The 17,615-nt window shown below is 72.1% G+C and carries 16 protein-coding genes and 1 pseudogene; 11 read left to right on the plus strand and 6 right to left on the minus strand.

Going from position 1 to position 17,615, the window contains the following annotated elements; all coding sequences use genetic code 11:
• The 3 genes from E1B00_RS05970 to E1B00_RS05980 are packed head-to-tail and all read right to left on the minus strand — an operon-like array spanning nt 1 to nt 3,516.
• The gene (locus E1B00_RS05970; protein WP_139446601.1) at nt 1–1,812 is read right to left on the minus strand and encodes an amidohydrolase family protein; all 1,812 of its coding nucleotides are present in this window, start codon (nt 1,810–1,812) and stop codon (nt 1–3) included.
• 4 nt (nt 1,813–1,816) lie between these two features.
• Nucleotides 1,817–2,599 (minus strand): ABC transporter permease, encoded by a 783-nt coding sequence (locus E1B00_RS05975; protein ID WP_139446603.1) that lies wholly within the window; start codon nt 2,597–2,599, stop codon nt 1,817–1,819.
• On the minus strand, nt 2,596–3,516 hold the full coding sequence (locus E1B00_RS05980; protein ID WP_139446605.1) for an ABC transporter ATP-binding protein: 921 nt from the start codon (nt 3,514–3,516) through the stop codon (nt 2,596–2,598). The genes E1B00_RS05975 and E1B00_RS05980 overlap by 4 nt, the downstream gene beginning before the upstream one ends.
• Before the next feature lie 229 nt (nt 3,517–3,745).
• Here E1B00_RS05980 and E1B00_RS05985 point away from each other — a divergent pair, with 229 nt between their 5' ends.
• Nucleotides 3,746–5,245: an aminotransferase class III-fold pyridoxal phosphate-dependent enzyme gene (locus E1B00_RS05985; RefSeq protein WP_139446607.1), complete on the plus strand. Its 1,500-nt coding sequence runs from the start codon at nt 3,746–3,748 to the stop codon at nt 5,243–5,245.
• Nucleotides 5,246–5,317: 72 nt separating this feature from the next.
• On the opposite strand, the gene E1B00_RS05990 is transcribed toward E1B00_RS05985, so the two are convergent.
• Together E1B00_RS05990 and ubiH are read right to left on the minus strand one after the other, a co-directional pair.
• Nucleotides 5,318–6,499: an FAD-dependent oxidoreductase gene (locus tag E1B00_RS05990; RefSeq protein ID WP_139446609.1), complete on the minus strand. Its 1,182-nt coding sequence runs from the start codon at nt 6,497–6,499 to the stop codon at nt 5,318–5,320.
• The gene (gene ubiH, locus E1B00_RS05995; RefSeq protein ID WP_139446610.1) at nt 6,496–7,707 is read right to left on the minus strand and encodes a 2-octaprenyl-6-methoxyphenyl hydroxylase; all 1,212 of its coding nucleotides are present in this window, start codon (nt 7,705–7,707) and stop codon (nt 6,496–6,498) included. The genes E1B00_RS05990 and ubiH overlap by 4 nt, the downstream gene beginning before the upstream one ends.
• Before the next feature lie 107 nt (nt 7,708–7,814).
• Here ubiH and E1B00_RS06000 point away from each other — a divergent pair, with 107 nt between their 5' ends.
• From E1B00_RS06000 to E1B00_RS06045, 10 genes and pseudogenes are all read left to right on the plus strand, one after another.
• A complete protein-coding gene (locus E1B00_RS06000; protein ID WP_139447748.1) occupies nt 7,815–8,399 on the plus strand; it encodes a hypothetical protein in 585 nt (194 codons plus the stop codon).
• Between the two features lie 6 nt (nt 8,400–8,405).
• A complete protein-coding gene (locus E1B00_RS06005) occupies nt 8,406–8,960 on the plus strand; it encodes a cob(I)yrinic acid a,c-diamide adenosyltransferase (RefSeq protein WP_139446612.1) in 555 nt (184 codons plus the stop codon).
• Nucleotides 8,961–8,962: 2 nt separating this feature from the next.
• The gene (locus E1B00_RS06010) at nt 8,963–9,874 is read left to right on the plus strand and encodes a histone deacetylase family protein (RefSeq protein WP_139446614.1); all 912 of its coding nucleotides are present in this window, start codon (nt 8,963–8,965) and stop codon (nt 9,872–9,874) included.
• Between the two features lie 65 nt (nt 9,875–9,939).
• Nucleotides 9,940–12,156 carry an LPS assembly protein LptD gene (lptD, locus tag E1B00_RS06015; protein WP_139446616.1) on the plus strand — a complete coding sequence of 739 codons (2,217 nt, stop codon included), beginning with the start codon at nt 9,940–9,942 and terminating at the stop codon, nt 12,154–12,156.
• A gap of 40 nt (nt 12,157–12,196) precedes the next feature.
• Nucleotides 12,197–13,544: pseudogene (locus E1B00_RS06020) on the plus strand (peptidylprolyl isomerase); the annotation flags it as partial.
• Complete coding sequence (gene pdxA, locus E1B00_RS06025) at nt 13,525–14,496, plus strand: 4-hydroxythreonine-4-phosphate dehydrogenase PdxA (RefSeq protein WP_139446620.1); 972 nt, start codon at nt 13,525–13,527, stop codon at nt 14,494–14,496. The pseudogene E1B00_RS06020 and the gene pdxA, both read left to right, overlap by 20 nt.
• Nucleotides 14,497–14,506: 10 nt before the next feature.
• A complete protein-coding gene (gene rsmA, locus E1B00_RS06030; protein WP_139446622.1) occupies nt 14,507–15,319 on the plus strand; it encodes a 16S rRNA (adenine(1518)-N(6)/adenine(1519)-N(6))-dimethyltransferase RsmA in 813 nt (270 codons plus the stop codon).
• 9 nt (nt 15,320–15,328) lie between these two features.
• Complete coding sequence (apaG, locus tag E1B00_RS06035; RefSeq protein ID WP_139446624.1) at nt 15,329–15,709, plus strand: Co2+/Mg2+ efflux protein ApaG; 381 nt, start codon at nt 15,329–15,331, stop codon at nt 15,707–15,709.
• A gap of 1 nt (nt 15,710) precedes the next feature.
• The gene (locus E1B00_RS06040) at nt 15,711–16,553 is read left to right on the plus strand and encodes a symmetrical bis(5'-nucleosyl)-tetraphosphatase (protein ID WP_139446626.1); all 843 of its coding nucleotides are present in this window, start codon (nt 15,711–15,713) and stop codon (nt 16,551–16,553) included.
• Between the two features lie 103 nt (nt 16,554–16,656).
• Nucleotides 16,657–17,121, plus strand: coding sequence for a hypothetical protein (locus E1B00_RS06045; RefSeq protein WP_139446628.1), 465 nt, complete (start codon nt 16,657–16,659; stop codon nt 17,119–17,121).
• Between the two features lies 1 nt (nt 17,122).
• On the opposite strand, the gene E1B00_RS06050 is transcribed toward E1B00_RS06045, so the two are convergent.
• Entirely contained in the window at nt 17,123–17,611 is a 489-nt protein-coding gene (locus tag E1B00_RS06050; protein ID WP_139447750.1) for a dihydrofolate reductase, read from the minus strand.
• Nucleotides 17,612–17,615 lie beyond the last annotated feature (4 nt).

Genomic DNA, 17,615 nt, shown 5'->3' on the forward strand with positions numbered 1-17,615 from the left:
TTAGCGGATTTCGACCTGGTCGAGGTCGAATTCGAAGGCGCCGGCCGGGCCGTCCGTGGTGATCGCGAACGCGCGCAGCTGCGACGGGTCGGCGCCGGCGAAACCGTCCAGCGCCAGCCGGTGCTCGCGCCAGGCCGGGCCGGTCGGCACGCGCCGAACCGCGGGCGCCCCGCCCTGCGCGCCGGAGAACAGCATCACGCTCAGCTCGCGGCCGTCGCCGCGCACGCGCAGCACCAGTTCACGGCCGGGCCCGACGTCCAACGCCTGCATCATCTGCTCGCCCGGGTTGTAGAAGGCGCCGGCCCACACCTGGGTGCCGCCCGCTTGCACGTTGCCGCTGACGCGCAGCGCGCCGGCGCTGCCGTCGGCGCCGCCGGCGACGCGGTCGATGCGGGCCTGGGAGCGGCCGCCCGCCATCTGGTCGCTGGTCGGGACCCAGCCGCTGCCGACCCGGCCGTCGATGGCCTCGCCGTCGAAGTGGCTGATCGGGCCCGGCTCCAACACCGGCGTGGCCGTGGGCTCGACGCGGCGATCGACGCGATGGCCGTTTTTCCAGATCGTGGCGATGGCGCGGGTGGCGCGGATGTCCTGGCGCGGATCGCCTTCGACGAGCACCAGGTCGGCGCGCAGGCCGGGCGCGATGCGGCCGCGGTCGGCCAGGCCGAAGGCGCGGGCCGGCGCCGACGTGGCGGCAGCCAGCGCGGCCTCGACGCCCAGGCCGGCGTCGGCGAGCCGGGCGATTTCCTCGTGCAGGGAAACGCCGTGCGCGGTGTTCGGGTTCGGCGCGTCCGTGCCGGCCAACACCACCACGCCGGCCGCGTGCAGACGGCGCACGCTTTCGACCGCGTTCGCGAGCATCACCGGGTTGGCGGCGCCTTCGTGCATGCGTCCCGCCAGCGTTTCGCGCTGCCCGGCGCTCAGCCACGCCGCGAGCCGCGGATCGTCGGCCAGCGCGCTGCGCTCGCCGGAGAAGCCGGCGATCACGGTGAGCGTGGGCACGACGAAGGCGCCGCGCGCTTTCGCCAGCGCCACGACGTCCTCGTCGGCGGGCTGGTCCTGGAACACGTGCACCAGGCCGTCGGCGCCGTCGCGCAGCGATTCGCGCGCCGCGTCCTGGGCCGAAGCGTGCACCACGGCGCGCAGCCCGGCGGCGTGCGCCGCCGAGATCACCGCCGCGGACGTCGCCGCATCCAGCGTCGGCAGGCGGCGGGCGTCGGTGTAGACGTGCAGGTCCTCGCGCACGATCTTGATGAAGTCCGAGCCTTCGGCCTGGCGCGCGGCCACCCAGGCCGGCGCCTCCGCCGGCGTCGCCAGGGTCGGCACGGCGAGCCCGAACTGCGTGCCGTGGCCGCCTTCGGCGGTGGCTAGCGTGCCGGCCGACCACAGGTCGGCCTGGTCGCCGCGGGACAGGTCCGCGCGTTCGGCCTTCGCCACCGCCAGCTGGCGATGGTCGCTGAACATGTCGAGCTGGGTGGTGACGCCGAAACGCAGCGCGTCGCGGCGCGCCTCGCCCCAGGTGTGCACGTGCGCGTCGATGAGGCCGGGTAGCAGGGTACGGCCACCGCCTTCGACCACCTCCCAGCCGGCGGGCGCCGCGACGTCCGCGCCCACCGCTTCGATCAGGCCGTTCCGCACCCGCACCGTCGCGCGCTCGACGAAGGTTTCGCCATCGAACACGCGCACGTCGCGGATCACGAAGCGCGTCGGGTCCGGGCGCGCCGGCGCGGTCGCCGCCGGTTCCGGGGCCATCGTCCACAGCAGGCCCGCCAGGGCGACGGCGCTGGCGGCCGCGCCGATCTTCAGCAGCTTCATGCCTTCACTCCTTGCGCAGCCGCAGCGCGGCCAGCGACAGGAACAGCGCGGTGGTCGCCAGCAGCACGGCGGCATGCAGGCCGTAGCGCACCTCCGCCACCTGCCCGACCACGCCCAGCGCCATCTGGCCCAGGTGCCACGACGGCCAGACCACCGCCATCTTCTGCAGGAAGGCCGGGAACACGAACAGCGGCAGCCACAGGCCGCTGAGCAGGGCCATCGGCAGGTAGACCAGGTTGACGATCGCCACCGCCGCCTGCCCCTTCACCAGGGTGCCGATCCACAGGCCGATCGCGCAGAACGGCAGCGTGCCCAGCATCAGCACGCCGACCAGGCGCAGCCAGTCGAGCGCGCCGATCTGAACGCCGCCGAAGCCGATCGCCGCGACCGACAGCATCGCCACCACGGCCAGGCCGAAGGCCAGGCTCATGGCGATTTTGGCGAGGAAATACGCCGAGGTCGGCATCGGCGACACGCGCTTGAGTTCCAGCAAGCCCTGCTGCCGCTCCAGCGCCAGGCCGACGCCGAAGCCGAACAGTGCCGGGCCGATCACGCCGAAGGCCGAATAGGTGGCGAACAGATAGGACGCCTTGTGCAGGTTGCCCCAGGACCCGGGCACCAACAGCGCGAACACCACGTAGAACACCAGCGGGAAACTCAGGGTCGGCAGCGCGAAGGCCGGCGTGCGCAGCACGCGCAGGAACTCGAACCAGGCTTCGAGCGCGTGGATGCGCAGCGCGGAGGGGCGGCCCAGGCGGGCCAGCGCGGGATGCAGGGCGGTGTTCATGCGGTCACCTCGTCGGTGGAAGCGGCGGTCAGGGACAGGAAGGCCTCTTCGAGGTTGAGCGGGCGCACCTCGAGTTCGGCCAGGCCGGCGTCGGCGGCCAGCCAGCGGCGCAGCAGGCCTTCGACGTCGGCGGCGGTGACGTCCAGGCGGCCGTCGTCCGACTGCACCCGCGACACGCCCGGCCAGCGGGCGATCTCGGCCGCGGACAGCGCGCTGCGGGCGCGCACGCGCTTGCCGGCGGCGCGCGCCTTCAACCCGGCCGGCGTGTCCTGCGCCAGCACGCGGCCGCGGCCCAGCAGCACGACGCGATCGGCGAGCGCGTCGGCCTCTTCCAGGTAGTGGGTGGTCAGCACGATCGCGGTGCCCTCGTGGCGCAGGCGGCGCAGCACCGACCAGAAGTTGCGGCGCGACTCGACGTCCAGGCCCACCGTGGGTTCGTCCACGAACAGCAGCGGCGGCCGGCCGCAGATCGCCAGCGCGAACTGCACGCGGCGCTGCTGGCCGCCCGAGAGTTCGGCGTAGGGCCGGCGCGCCAGGTCCTCCAGGCCGGCCAGGGCCAGGGTTTCCGCCAGCGGGCGCGGGTCGGCGTAGTAGCTCGAGAACAGGCGCACGTGTTCGGCCACGCGCACGGTGTCGGCCAGGCCGCCGTCCTGCAGCATCACGCCGATGCCGCGGCGCACGGCCGGGTCGCGCGGGTCGGAGCCGAAAAGTTCGACCTCGCCCTCGTCCGGGCTCAGCCGGCCGGTCAGCAGGCCCAGGGCGGTGGTCTTGCCGGCGCCGTTGGCGCCCAGCACGGCCAGCACCTCGCCGGGCAGGACGGCGAGGTCGATGCCGTCGAGCGCGGTCAGCGCGCCGTAGCGCTTGCGGGCGCCGCGCAGTGCGGCAAGGGGACGGACGGGGGACAGACTGGCATTCATCGGGCACCTCCTGGGGTGCGGCCACTGTCCCGCACAGGCCGGGGCCGTCCCCAGTAGCGGCCGTCAGCACTTGCGTCTGACAGCTGTCATACCCGCCCGGATTTCAAACACCTGGGGGTTACGCCGCCTGGAGTGCAGTGGTAACATCGCCGCCAAGTATTTGATTTTCAACGCAAGACTCGGCAAACGGGCGCCTCCTGGCGCCCCATCTCCGGGTCCGGAGACCGCCATGAGCCTGCTCGACACCCTCGCCCCGCTGCGCAAACACGCCGGCGCCGTCCGCACCCGCGGCCTCGATGACGCCACCGTGCTCCGCCTCGCGGCGAAGTTCCCGGAACTCGCGGCCGCCGTGCAGGCCGCCGCCGAACAGTACGCCGCGATCCGCGGCGAATTCGCCGACCTGCTCGACCTCGACGAGCAGGCGCAGATCGAGGCCGTGCAGGCGGGCTTCGTCAACTTCTATTCCGACGATGCCGTGAACCCTTACGTCGCCCTCGCCGCGCGCGGCCCCTGGGTGGTGACGCTCAAGGGCGCCGTGCTGCACGACTCCGGCGGCTACGGCATGCTCGGCTTCGGCCACACGCCGGAAGCGATCATCGCGACCATGGCCAGGCCGCAGGTGCTGGCCAATGTGATGACGCCCTCGCTGTCGCAGCTGCGCGTCGTGCGCGCGCTGCGCGCCGAGATCGGCCACAGCCGCGGCGGCTGCCCTTACGTCCGCTTCATGTGCCTCAACTCCGGCTCCGAGTCGGTGTCGCTGGCCGGCCGCATCGCCGACGTCAACGCCAAGCTGCAGACCGAACCGGGCGCGCGCCACGCCGGCCGCGTGATCAAGCGCCTGGCGGTGAAGGGCGCCTTCCACGGCCGCACCGAGCGTCCGGCCCTGTATTCGGACTCCAGCCGAAAGACCTATCTCCAGCACCTGGCCAGCTTCCGCGGCGAGGACAGCCTGATCACCGTCGAGCCGTATTCGATCGAGCAGCTGCGCGCCGCGTTCGCGGCCGCCGACGCCAACGGCTGGTTCATCGAGGCGATGTTCCTGGAGCCGGTGATGGGCGAAGGCGACCCGGGCCGCGCCGTGCCGCCGGAGTTCTATGCCGCCGCGCGCGAACTGACCAAGGCGCACGGCGCCCTGCTGCTGGTGGACTCGATCCAGGCCGGCCTGCGCGCCCACGGCGTGCTGTCGATCGTCGACTACCCGGGCTTCGAGGGCCAGGAAGCCCCGGACCTGGAGACCTATTCCAAGGCGCTCAACGGCGGCCAGTACCCGCTCAGCGTGCTCGCCGTGAACGAGCGCGCCGCCGGCCTGTACCGCAAGGGCGTGTACGGCAACACCATGACCGCCAACCCGCGCGCGCTCGACATCGCCTCGACCGTGCTGGGCCAGCTGACGCCGGCGTTGCGCAAGAACATCCGCGAGCGCGGCCAGGAATTCCTGGACAAGCTGGCGAAGCTGCGCGACGAACTGGGCGGCGGCCTGATCACCAAGATCCAGGGCACCGGCCTGCTGTTCTCCTGCGAGCTCGATCCGTCGTTCAAATGCTACGGCGCTGGCTCGACCGAGGAGTTCATGCGCGAGCACGGCATCGGCGTGATCCACGGCGGCACCAATTCGCTGCGCTTCACCCCGCATTTCAACGTCACCAGCGAGGAAGTGGACCTGGTTATCGACAGCATCCGGGTCGCGCTGCGCGACGGCCCGCGCAAGACGCAGGCCGAAGCCGCGTAAGCGCGGCGCTTGCGCGAAGACAAAAGGCCGGGCTTGCCCGGCCTTTTCCGTTTTCGGCCCCGGTGCGTTGCCTCAAAGCCCGGCGGCGTGTTTCCAGAGCGCGCGCGTCAGCGGCGGCAGCCGGCCGGCCAGGCCGAGCGCGTGGCCGCGCAGCAGGGTCGGCAGCATCGCGTCGTTGCTGAAAGCACGGTTGATGGTTTCGAAGGCGTGGGCGGCGAGCGCATTTTCGCTGCGCCTCGCCCGCGCCCAGCGGGCCAGCCGGTGCGGCGACGCAAAATCGTTGCCGCGGTCCGCCGCGTCGCGCCAGGCCGCGCGCAGGGCGCCGACGTCGCGCAGGCCCAGGTTCACGCCCTGCCCCGCCAGCGGATGCACGACGTGGGCGGCATCGCCGGCCAGGGCCACGCGGCCGGCGACATAGTCCTTCGCCAGCTGCCGCCGCAGCGGGAAGGCCACACGTTCGGACACTGTGGTGACCTCACCCAGGCGCGCGTCGAAGGCGCGGGTGAGTTCGCGCCGGAACGTCGCCTCGTCCACCGCCAGCAGGCGCGCGGCGGCGTCTTCGGGCAGGGTCCAGACGATCGAGCAGCGGCCGTCGGCGCAGGGCAGGAAGGCCAGCGGCCCGCTCGGCAGGAAGCGCTGCCAGGCGGTGTCCTCGTGGGCCCGCTCGGTGCCGACGTAGGCGACCAGGCCGCGCTGGTGGTAGTCGTGGCGGTCGCTGTCCAGGCCGGCGAGCGAACGCACCTTCGACGCGGCGCCGTCGGCGCCCAGCAGCAGTCGCGCGCGCAGGCGCTGCCCGTCGGCCAGCACCGCGGTCACCGCCTCGTCGTCCTGTTCGATCGACTCCAGGCGCGCCGGGCAGATCCGCTGCAGGCCGGGTTCCCGCCCGCAGGCGGCCCAGAGCCGGTCCACCAGCAGGGTGTTCTCGACGATATGGCCCAGCGCGTCGCGGCCCAGCGCATCGGCATCGAAGGCCAGCTCGCCGCCACCGGCGGCATCCCAGACGCGCATGCGCCGGTAGCCGTGCGCGCGCGCGGCCAGCACCGCCGGCCATACGCCGAGGTCGGCCAGCAGCGCGGCGTTGTCGGGTGCGAAGGCATAAACCCGCAGGTCGGGCGCGTCGGCGCGCCAGGGCGTCGGCTCCTGCGCCTCGACCAGGGCCACGCGCAGGCCGTCGCGTGCGGCCGCCAGGGCCGCCGCGCTGCCGACCACACCGGCACCGACCACCACCAGGTCGAAGGCGACGCGACGGGTCATGCTCCACCCCGCGACAGCATCGGCACCCGGCCGCGGAAGCCCATTGCGCCGGCGACCAGCGGATCGGCCAGACCCGGCATCCGGCCGAGCGCGAGCAGGCCGAGCGAACGCAGCACGTGCATCGGGAATCCGTCGTTGGCGGTGGCGCGCGCCAGGCCGTCGCTGAAGGCCAGGGTGCGCTCGCGGTCCTCGTGGCGCATCGCGGCATAGGCCGCCAGCCGCACCGGTGCGCCGGGATCTTCACCCACCAGGGTCTCGGCCAGCGACAGCGCGTCGCGCAGGCCGAGGTTGAAGCCCTGGGCGCCGATCGGGTGCAGGGTCTGGGCGGCGTTGCCCATCACCACCAGACGCGGCGCGGTGATGGCGTCGGCGAGGATGCGCACGAGTGGATAGCCGCTGCGTGCGCCGACCCTCTGCACGCGGCCGGCGCGCCAGCCGAAACGCTGCTGGAAATAGGCCGCGTAATCGGCGTCGGGGAGCGCGAGCACCCGTTCGGCGTCGCTGCGCGCGACGCCGCAGATGGCGCCGTAATGGCCGCCGGCCATCGGCAGCAGCGCCACCGGGCCCTGCGCGGAGAAACGTTCGTAGGCGGTGCCATCGGGCGCGCGGTCGGTGGCCAGGCTGCAGACCACCAGGGTCTGGCCATAGTCGTGCTCGCTCGTGCCGATGCCGTGCGCGGCCCGCGCCAGCGACCGGCTGCCGTCGGCGGCCACCAGCAGGCGGGTGCGCAGGCGGCGCGTGGCGCCGTCCTGTTCGATCGTGACCCGCGGCCCGTCGGCGTCGCTCTCTACGGCGGTGACGCGGGCCGGGCGGTGGCGGACCAGGCCGGCGCAGGCGTCCAGTCGCGACTCCAGGGCCAGGCCCAGCTCGCGCGCCAGCACCACGCCGCCGAAGGCGTCGCGGCCGTGTTCGGCGGCGTCCAGACGCACGCTGCCGAAATCGCCGGCGCGGCTGACGTGGATGCGGCGGATCGGCGCCGGCGGCGTGGCCAGGCGCGGCAGCACGTCCAGCGCCTGCAGCGCGTTCAGGCTGGCCAGGGCCAGCGCGAGTTTCCGCTCGTCGAAGCCGGGCGCGCCCAGCGCCGGTGCGCTGGCCTCGACCTGGGCCACGCGCCAGCCGCGGCCGTCGAGGGCGCAGGCCAGGGCGCTGCCCACCAGGCCACCGCCGAGGATCAGGATGTCGTGGTCGAAGCCGTCGTCACGCGCCATGCCGCGATGATACGCGCCCACCCCGGGTCCGGCCCACGCCCGGCCCGCAAGCGCGCCCACTTCCGCTAAAATGCCGGCCTGCCCTTCGGAAGCCGGATGCCATGACCCTGACCCACCGCTCGCGCCTGACCATCTTCCTGGTGCTTGCCGCCGTGATGGCCGCCACCCGCCTGAACCACTTCGGCGCGGTACCCGATGCGTCCTGGGCCGTGTTCTTCATCGCCGGCTTCTACCTGCGCGGCAGCGCGCGCTGGGCCTTCCCGGCGCTGATGGTGCTGGCCGTGGCGGTGGACTACGTGGTGATCACGCAGGCCGGCCTGAACTTCTGGAGCCACTACTGCGTGTCGCCGGGCTACTGGTTCCTGCTGCCGGCGCACTTCAGCCTGTGGGCAGCCGGCAGCCTGCTGCGCCGCCACTACCACGGCCTGCAGCCCCAGGCCCTGGGTCTGCTGGTGCTGAGCGTGTTCGGCGGCGTGGCGCTGTGCCACTTCTTCGCCCAGGGCGGCTTCTACTGGCTCAGCAGCAGCGTGGCCGACCCGACCGCCGCCGGCTGGGCCAAGAACTACGCCGACTGGTTCCTGCCCTACCTGCGCACCACCGGCATCTATGTCGCGGTCGCCACGGTCGCGCACGTCGCGATCGCCCTGATGGCCCGACACGCGCCGGCCGCCACGGACCGCGCCGCGCGCTGACCGCCGATGGGCAATCGCCTGTCGAAGATCTACACCCGCACCGGCGACGACGGCAGCACCGGGCTGGGCGACGGTTCGCGGGTCTCCAAGGACTCCGCCCGCGTCACCGCCTACGGCACTGTCGACGAGGCCAATTCGGCGATCGGCCTGGTGCTGGCATGTGACATCCCGGAGGACGTGCGCGCGGTGCTGGTCTCGGTGCAGCACCAGATGTTCGACCTCGGCGGCGAGCTGTGCATTCCCGGCCATGCCGCCGTCTTCGACGCCGACATCCAGCGGCTCGAGGACCAACTCGACGGCTTCAACGCCGACCTGCCGCCGCTCAAGGATTTCATCCTGCCCGGCGGCGGCCTGGCTGCCGCGCACTGCCACCTGGCCCGCACCATCTGCCGCCGCGCCGAACGCGAGGCGGTGACGCTGTCGCACCATGACGCGGTGCGGCCCGAGGCGATCCGCTACCTCAACCGCCTGTCGGACCTGCTGTTCGTGCTCGCTCGTGTGCTGGCCCGCGCCAGCGGCCACGGCGAGGTGCTCTGGAACCACGAGCGCCGCAAGGGCTAGGCGTGCTGTTCTATACCCACTCCGCCTGCCTGGCGCACGACCCGGGCGCCGGCCATCCGGAGTGCCCGGCCAGGCTGGAGGCGGTGCTGCATGCGGTGCGGGCCGCCTTCCCGACCCACCCCTGGCGCGATGCGCCGCGCGCGCCGCGCGATGCGCTGCTGCGGGTGCACAGCGCCGCCCTGGTGGCGGACGTGCTCGACACGCCGTTCCAGGGATCGCGTCGCCTCGACGAAGACACGGCGCTGTCCGCCGACTCGCCCGAAGCTGCACTGCGCGCCGCCGGCGCCGGCATCGCGGCGGTCGACGCGGTGCTCGGCGGCGAAGCACGACTCGCCTTCTGCGCCGTGCGGCCCCCGGGCCACCACGCCACGGGCGACACCGCGATGGGCTTCTGCCTGTTCAACGCCGTCGCGGTCGCCGCCGCGCATGCGCTGCATGTGCACGGCCTGCAGCGCGTCGCCATCGCCGACTTCGACGTGCACCACGGCAACGGCAGCCAGGACATCTTCGCGCGCGAGCCGCGGGTGATGTACGTGAGCTCGCACCAGTCGCCGCTGTATCCGAACACCGGCCTGGCCAGCGAGACCGGCGTGGGCAACCTCGCCAACGCGCCGCTGGCGCCCGGCGCGGGCAGCGAGGCCTTCCGCGCGGCCTGGTCAGGCGCCCTGCTGCCGGCGCTGGACCGCTTCCGGCCGCAGCTGCTGCTGGTGTCGGCGGGTTTCGACGGCCATCGCCTCGACCCGCTGGCAGACCTGGCGCTGGAGGCCGACGACTACCGCTGGCTCGGCGCCGAACTGGCGACCCTGGCCGCCCGCCACGCCGATGGCCGCGTGGTCTCGATGCTCGAAGGTGGCTACAGCCTCGCGGCACTGCGCGCCTGCAGCGTGGCCCACCTGCAGGGCCTTGGCGCCTGAACCGTCCGTGTTGCCCCATCCGACGCCTTAAGCCAAGCTAGCGCGTCTTTTCCCGGGAAGTCTCCGTGCGCCGTCCAGCCCTCCGACTGTTGCCCGTCTGCCTGGCCATGGCCTGCGCCGCCCGCGCCCAGGAAGTTCCACCCGCGACCTGGGAGCTCTGCCCCGTTCCGGATTCCCTGCCGCTGTTCCAGCCGCTGCCCGGCTCCGACGCCGGCACGCCCCGCGACGGCGTGCCCACCGACGTCAGCGCCGAGAACCTGGACGTCAGCAAGGAAAAGGTCACCGTGCTCACCGGCAAGGTCGAGCTCACGCGCGGCGACCAGTGGCTGGGCACCGAGAAGCTGACCTACCAGCACGAGGCCGAGACCTTCGTCACCGAGGGCGGCGTCAAGTACCAGGACCGCGGCCTGCGCTTCGTCGCCGAGAAGGCCGAAGGCGACCAGAAGGCCGACGTCATCCGCCTGGACAAGGTCCGCTACCAGTTCAACGACAACCTGGGCAACGGCGTCGCCGACGTCATCACCCTGCGCGGCGACCAGGGCAGGCTGGACCAGGCCACCTATTCCACCTGCCCGCCGGGCCAGCGCCAGTGGGAGTTTTCCGCCAGCCGCATCGACATCGACCAGGAAGACGCGATGGGCAGCGCCCGCAACGCGACCCTGCGCCTGGGCGGCGTGCCGGTGCTGTGGCTGCCCTACATCCGCTTCCCGACCGACGACCGCCGCCGCACCGGCCTGCTGGCGCCGAAGGTGGGCTACGACGACCGCAACGGCTTCGAATACGAACAGCCGATCTACCTCAACCTCGCGCCGAACTACGACGCCACCCTGTCGCCGCGCTGGCTCAGCGAGCGCGGCCTGATGCTGGGCGGCGAGTTCCGCTATCTGACGCGGCGCCACCGCGGCGAGTTCGAGGGCACCTGGCTACCGGACGACGACCTCACCGGCAGCGACCGCGGCCTGGCCTCCCTGCGCCACACCACCGGCCTGGGGCCGAACTGGTACGCATCGGCCAGCCTCAACCACGTCAGCGACGTGAACTATTTCGAGGACTTCGGCGATTCGCTGGCCTCGACGTCGGTCTCCACGGTGACCAGCCGCGCCGGCGTCTACGGCCGCGGCCTGGGCTGGACCGCCAGCCTCTGGGCCCAGGACTGGCAGATCGCCAGCCCTGCCCTGTCGCCCGGCAACGAACCCTACCGCCGCCTGCCGACCCTCGAGGCGGCCTGGTCGCGCCCGCTGGCCGACTGGCTGGAACTGGGCATCCGCGGCGAAGCCGTGCGCTTCCAGCACGAGACCCTGGCCGGTGGCGAGCGCGTGGATATCCAGCCGCACCTGAGCCTGCCTTTCGGCGGCGCGGCCTGGTACGTGACGCCGGAACTGGCCTGGCGCTACACCGCCTATTCGCTCGACAACAGCCTGGTGCCGCCGGGCGGCGACGACAGCCCCAGCCGCAGCGTGCCGATCATGAGCCTGGATGCCGGGGCCTTCTTCGAGCGCGATTTCGACTGGCGCGGCGGCAACTACCTGCAGACGCTCGAGCCGCGGCTGTTCTACCTGAAGGTGCCCTACCGCGACCAGGACGACCTGCCGCTGTTCGATACCCAGCCGCTGACCTTCGGCTGGCCCGGCCTGTTCCGCGACAACCGTTTCGGCGGCGCCGACCGCCAGGCCGACGCCGACCAGGTGACCCTGGCCCTGACCAGCCGCGTGCTCAGCGCCGACGACGGTCGCGAACTGATCAGCGCCGGCATCGGCCGCATCCACTATTTCGACCCGCCGCGCGTCACCGTGCCCGGCGCCCTGCCGCTGTCGGACGAAGGCTCCGCCTGGGTCGCCGAGGCCAGCCTGGCCCTGTCGCGCAACTGGAGCCTGAGCCTGGCCCAGCAGTGGGACCCGGACACCGAACGCACCACGCTGTCGGCCGTGCGCAGCCAGTGGCGCTTCGGCGAGGGCGGCCTGGTCAACGCCTCGTACCGCTACCGCGCCAACCTGCTCGAGCAGGCCGACGTCTCCTTCGTCGTGCCGATCAACCTGCGCTGGCGCGTGATGGGCCGCTGGAACTACTCGCTGCGCGATGGCGAAACGCTGGAAGCCCTGGGCGGCGTGGAATGGAAGAGCTGCTGCGTGGCCCTGCGCGTTCTGGGCCGGCGCTACATCCGCGAATTCGGCGGCGAAAGCAACACGGGCATTTACCTTGAGCTGGAGCTGAACGGAGTCGGCAGCCTGGGCCGCGACACGGCCCGTTTGCTTGATGATGCTATCCTTGATTACTCCCGTTGAACCCATGGCGCCGGCTCCCGGCGCCGGAGCCCGCCCCCGCATGAAGAACGCCATCCACACCGCCCTGGCCGGCCTGCTGGTCCTGTGTTTCGCCGCGGCGCCCGCACCGGCGCCCGCCCAGGCGACCACCGCCCTCGACGGCATCGCCGCCGTGGTCGACGAGGACGTGATCCTGCGCAGCGAACTCGACCGCGCGGTCCAGAACATCATCGCCCAGTACGCCAACCAGCCCGGCCAGCTGCCGCCGCGCGACGTGCTCGAACGCCAGGTGCTCGACCGCCTGGTGTTGATGCGCCTGCAGCTCGCCCGCGCCTCCGACACCGGCATCCGCATCAGCGACGCCGAGCTGGGCCAGGCCATCGAAAGCGTCGCCTCCCGCAACCGCATGACCCAGGACCAGCTGCGCCAGCGCCTGGCCGCCGACGGCATCGGCTACGAGGAGTTCCGCAGCAGCCTGCGGGAGGAAATGCTGATCGAGCGCCTGCGCCAGCGCTACATCCAGAGCCGTGTGCAGGTCAGCGAGACCGAAGTCGACCAGCTGCTCGCCCAGCGCGCCATCGGCGGCCCGGAAGTGCGCCTGGCCAACATCGTGGTCGCGCTGCCGGACGGCGCCACGCCGGAGCAGGTGGCCACCGCCCAGCGCAAGATCGAAGGCATCCGCGACGTCGTCAACCGCGGCGAGCTGGACTTCAGCGCCGCCGCGATCCGCTACTCCGACGCGCAGAACGCGCTCGACGGCGGCGACATCGGCTGGCGCGGCTACGACGCCATCCCGCCGGCCTTCGTCGGCCTGATCCAGGGCATGAAGCCCGGCGACATCAGCCAGCCGATCCGCGGCCCGAACGGCTACCAGCTGATCAAGCTGGTGGAGACCCGCGAAGCGGGCCAGCAGACGCTGACCGAATACAACGCCCAGGGCCTGATGGTCCGCGTCACCCCCACCGTGCCGGTCGAGGTCGCGCGCCAGAAGATCCAGGCGCTGCGCGACCGCATCGTCGCCGGCGAGGATTTCGCCACGATCGCCCGCGCCGAGTCCGACGACTCCATCAGCCGCGCGTCCGGCGGCGACATGGGCTGGTTCGCGATCAACGCCTGGGGCACCGCCATCGGCAACCAGGTGCAGATGCTTGCGGACGGCGAACTGTCGCAGCCGTTCCAGAGCGAGGTGGGCTGGCACATCGTGCGCCGCATCGCCAGCCGCACTCAGGACGTGACCGAAAAGAACCGCCGCAACCAGGCCCGCGAGATCATCGGCCAACGCAAGGCCGAGGAAGAGTTCGAGCGTTTCCTGCGCCAGCTGCGTTCCGAAGCCTACGTCGAGAGCCGTCTCGAGGCTCCGGCGGCGCCCGCCGCGTCCTCCTGATCCGCATGCGGCCCCGCCTGGCCCTGGTTCCTGGCGAGCCGGGCGGCATCGGGCCCGAACTGTGCGTGCGCCTGGCCCATCGGCCGGGCGCCGCCGACCTGATCGCCTACGCCGACCCCGACACCCTGCGGCAGGCCGCGGCCGCGATCGGGCTGCCGCTGCGGCTGCGTGATCCTGGCCAGGCCGCCGGCCCGGGCGAACTGGCCCTGCATCCGGTTCCGCAGGCGCAGCCGGTCCGCTTCGGCCACGCCGATCCGGCCAATGCCCCGGCGGTGATCGCCGCGCTCGAGACCGCCGGCGCCGCCTGCCTGGCCGGCGAACTGCAGGGCATGGTCACCGGCCCGGTGCACAAGGCCAGCATCAACGACGGCGGCATCGCCTACTCCGGCACCACCGAACTGCTGGCCCGCCAGGCCGGCGCCGAAGTGGTGATGATGCTGGCCAATCCCACGCTGCGGGTCGCGCTGGCGACCACCCATCTGCCGCTGCGCGCCGTGGCCGATGCCATCACCGGCGAGGGCCTGTCGCGCACCCTGCGCGTCATCGACGCCGCCCTGCGCCGCGATTTCGGCCTGGCCAGGCCGTGCATCGCGGTGCTTGGCCTCAACCCGCACGCGGGCGAGGACGGCCACCTGGGCCGCGAGGAGCTGGACGTGATCATTCCGGCGCTGGATGCCCTGCGCGCGCAGGGCCTGGACCTGGCCGGCCCGTTGCCGGCGGACACCGCCTTCCTGCCGCGCAAGCTCGCCGGCTTCGACGCGGTGCTGGCGATGTACCATGACCAGGGCCTGCCGGTGCTCAAGCACAGCGGCTTCGAGCAGGCGGTCAACATCACCCTGGGCCTGCCCTACCCGCGCGTGGCCGTGGACCACGGCACCGCCCTGGAGCTGGCCGGGCGCGGCAGCGCCGACCCGTCCAGCCTGTTTGCCGCCGCCGACTTGTGCGCCCGGCTCGCGGCCCGCAGGATGCCGGCATGAGCCAGACCCCATGAGCACGTTCAAGGCGCCGCCGAAGAAGAATCTCGGCCAGCACTTCCTCAGCGACCGCAGCTACATCGACCGGATCGTGATGGCGGTGAACCCGAAGCCGGGCGACCGGCTGGTGGAGATCGGCCCCGGCCAGGGCGCGATCACCTTCCCGCTGCTGAAAAAACACGGCGAACTGACCGTGATCGAGTTCGACCGCGACCTGATCACACCGCTGATGGAAGCCTCGGAGGGCGTCGGCCGCCTGACCATCATCCACAAGGACGTGCTGCAGGTGGACTTCAGCCGGCTGGCCGGCGACGAAGGCCCGCTGCGCCTGGTCGGCAACCTGCCCTACAACATTTCCTCGCCGATCCTCTTCCACGCGCTCGAGCACGCCGGCGCGGTGCGCGACATGCACTTCATGCTGCAGAAGGAAGTGGTGGACCGCATGGCCTCCGGCCCCGGCAGCAAGGTCTACGGCCGGCTCAGCGTGATGCTGCAGGCGTACTGCACGGTCACCTCGCTGTTCGACGTGCCGCCCGGCGCGTTCCGGCCGCCGCCCAAGGTCGACTCGGCCGTGGTGCGGCTGGTGCCGCGCCCGGCCGCCGAGATCGGCATCGCCGACCCCGCGCTGTTCGAGCGCATCGTGCGCGACGCCTTCGGCCAGCGCCGCAAGACCCTGCGCAACGCCCTGCAGCAGGTCTGCACCGGCGCCGACATCGAGGCCGCGGGCCTGCGTCCCGACGCCCGCGCCGAACAGCTGGAAGTGGCTGAATTCAGGCAGCTCGCGACTTATCTGGGCTCGCTGCCCCCGGGCGCGCGTCCTGCGTAGAATGGCGGCATGGATTCGCCCCTGCACGCCATCGAGGTCATCGTCGCCACCCGTTACCTGGACGACCAGTCGATTCCGGACGACGACCGCTACGTGTTCGCCTACACCATCCGCATCCACAACATCGGCCAGGTGCCGGCGCGGCTGGTCAGCCGCCACTGGCTGATCACCGACGCCAACGGCAAGGTGCAGGAAGTGCGCGGCGAAGGCGTAGTCGGCGAACAGCCCTGGCTGCGCCCGGGCGAACATTTCGAATACACCTCCGGCGCCGTGCTCGAGACGCCGCTGGGCACGATGCGCGGCAGCTACCAGATGCTCGCCGACGACGGCACCACCTTCGACGCGATGATCGACCCGTTCACCCTGTCCATCCCGCGGACCCTGCACTGACATGGCCACTTACGCCATCGGCGACGTGCAGGGCTGCTACGACGCGCTGCAGCGCCTGCTCGAGAAGATCCGCTTTGATCCCGCCGCCGACCGCCTGTGGTTCTGCGGCGACCTGGTCAACCGCGGCGGCCAGTCGCTCGAGACGCTGCGGCTGATCCATTCGCTGGCGATCCACAGCACCATCGTACTGGGCAACCACGACCTGTCCCTGCTCGCCATCTCGACCCGGCGCGAGGCCGACCAGCGCAAGGTCAACCCGGACCTGCAGCGCGTGCTGTTCGCCGACGACCATGAGGTGCTGATCGGCTGGCTGCGCCGGCAGAAGCTGATGCATGTCGACCGCACGCTCGGTTTCGCCATGGTGCACGCCGGCCTGGCGCCGAAGTGGACGCTGAGCCTGGCCGAGGCGCGCGCCCGCGAGGTGGAGGAAAAACTCCAGGGCGACAGCTTCTTCAAGCTGGTGAAGAACATGTACGGCGACAAGCCGGCCTGGTCGCCCAAGCTCACCGGCGTCGACCGCTACCGCGCGATCATCAATGTCTTCACCCGCCTGCGGTACTGCACGCCCAGCGGCCGCATCGGCTTCGAGGACAAGGGCCGGCCCGGCACCCAGAAGCCGGGCATGTATCCCTGGTTCGAGGTTCCCGGCCACGCGCCTCGCGAGCTGCCGGTGGTCTGCGGGCACTGGTCGACGCTGGGCCTGTTCATGGGCCTGGGCATCTACGCCATCGACACCGGCGCGGTCTGGGGCGGCAAGCTCACCGCGATGGAGCTGGGTCCCGAACTGCGCCTGCACCAGGTCGCCGGCCGCGAGGTCCCCGCCGGCACCCGCGCCGACGACTGAGCACTGCGTCACAAAAACGCGGCCGCCACGCCGATAATTAGTGCCGTGCCTCGGTTTGGGCACGGTAAGGTTTCCACGTCCGTTCGCTGCAAGGAGTCGCCCCATGTTCCGCACCCTCTCCGCTCTGGCCCTGGCCGTGCTGCTGGCTGCCCCGGTCCTGGCCCAGACCGCCGACCCCGCCGCCCACATGGCCGGCCTGCAGGCCCAGCTGGCGCCCGGCAAGCAGGTTTTCACCGCCCGGCAGATGGCGCTCACGCCCGCCGAGGAAGCCGACTTCTGGCCGGTCTACGACGCCCACCAGAGCGAGCTGGCCGGCCTGGTCCAGCGCCGCCGCGAGGCCGCGGCCGCCTATGCGCGGCTGTCCACCCTGGACGAGGACGAGATCGCCGACCTCGCCGAGGAACTGGCCGAGATCGACCTCGACGAGGCCCGTCTGAACGAAGAGACCTATTCGCGCCTGAGCCGCCTGCTGCCGGCCGCCAAGGCCCTGAAGTACCTGCAGCTCGAACGCCAGGTCTCGACCCTGCTGCGCTACGAGCTGGCCGCGACGGCGCCGCTGTCGAACTGAGCTAGGCGGCGCCGCGCCGGCGGTAGTCGACGAACTCGAACGCGAAGGCATGCCGCGCATCGGCGGCATGCGCTTCGCGCGCCTCCGGCTCCCATACCGCCGGATCCAGCGCCGGGAAGAAGGCATCGGCGTCCGCAACCGCGGTGTCGACGTGGGTGAGGTGCAGGCGCGACGCGGACGGCAGCGTCATCGCATAAATCTCGCCGCCGCCGATCACCATCAGGGTTTCGCCGGCGCAGAGCGACTGCGCCGCCTGCAGCGAGGCCACCGCCTCCATGCCATCGAACGGCACCAGACCCGACCGCGTCAGCACCAGGTTGCGCCGCTCGGGCAGTGCGCGGCCCAGCGATTCGGCGGTCTTGCGGCCCATCAGCACGGTCTGGCCGCGGGTCAGCGCCTTGAAGCGCCTGAGGTCGTCCGGCAGGCGCCACGGAAGCTCATTGCCGCGGCCGATCGCGCCGCGGCGGTCCAGCGCCGCGACCAGGACCAGCGCG

Origin of the sequence: Arenimonas terrae (genome assembly GCF_006265115.1) — a bacterium.
Lineage (GTDB): Bacteria > Pseudomonadota > Gammaproteobacteria > Xanthomonadales > Xanthomonadaceae > Arenimonas > Arenimonas terrae.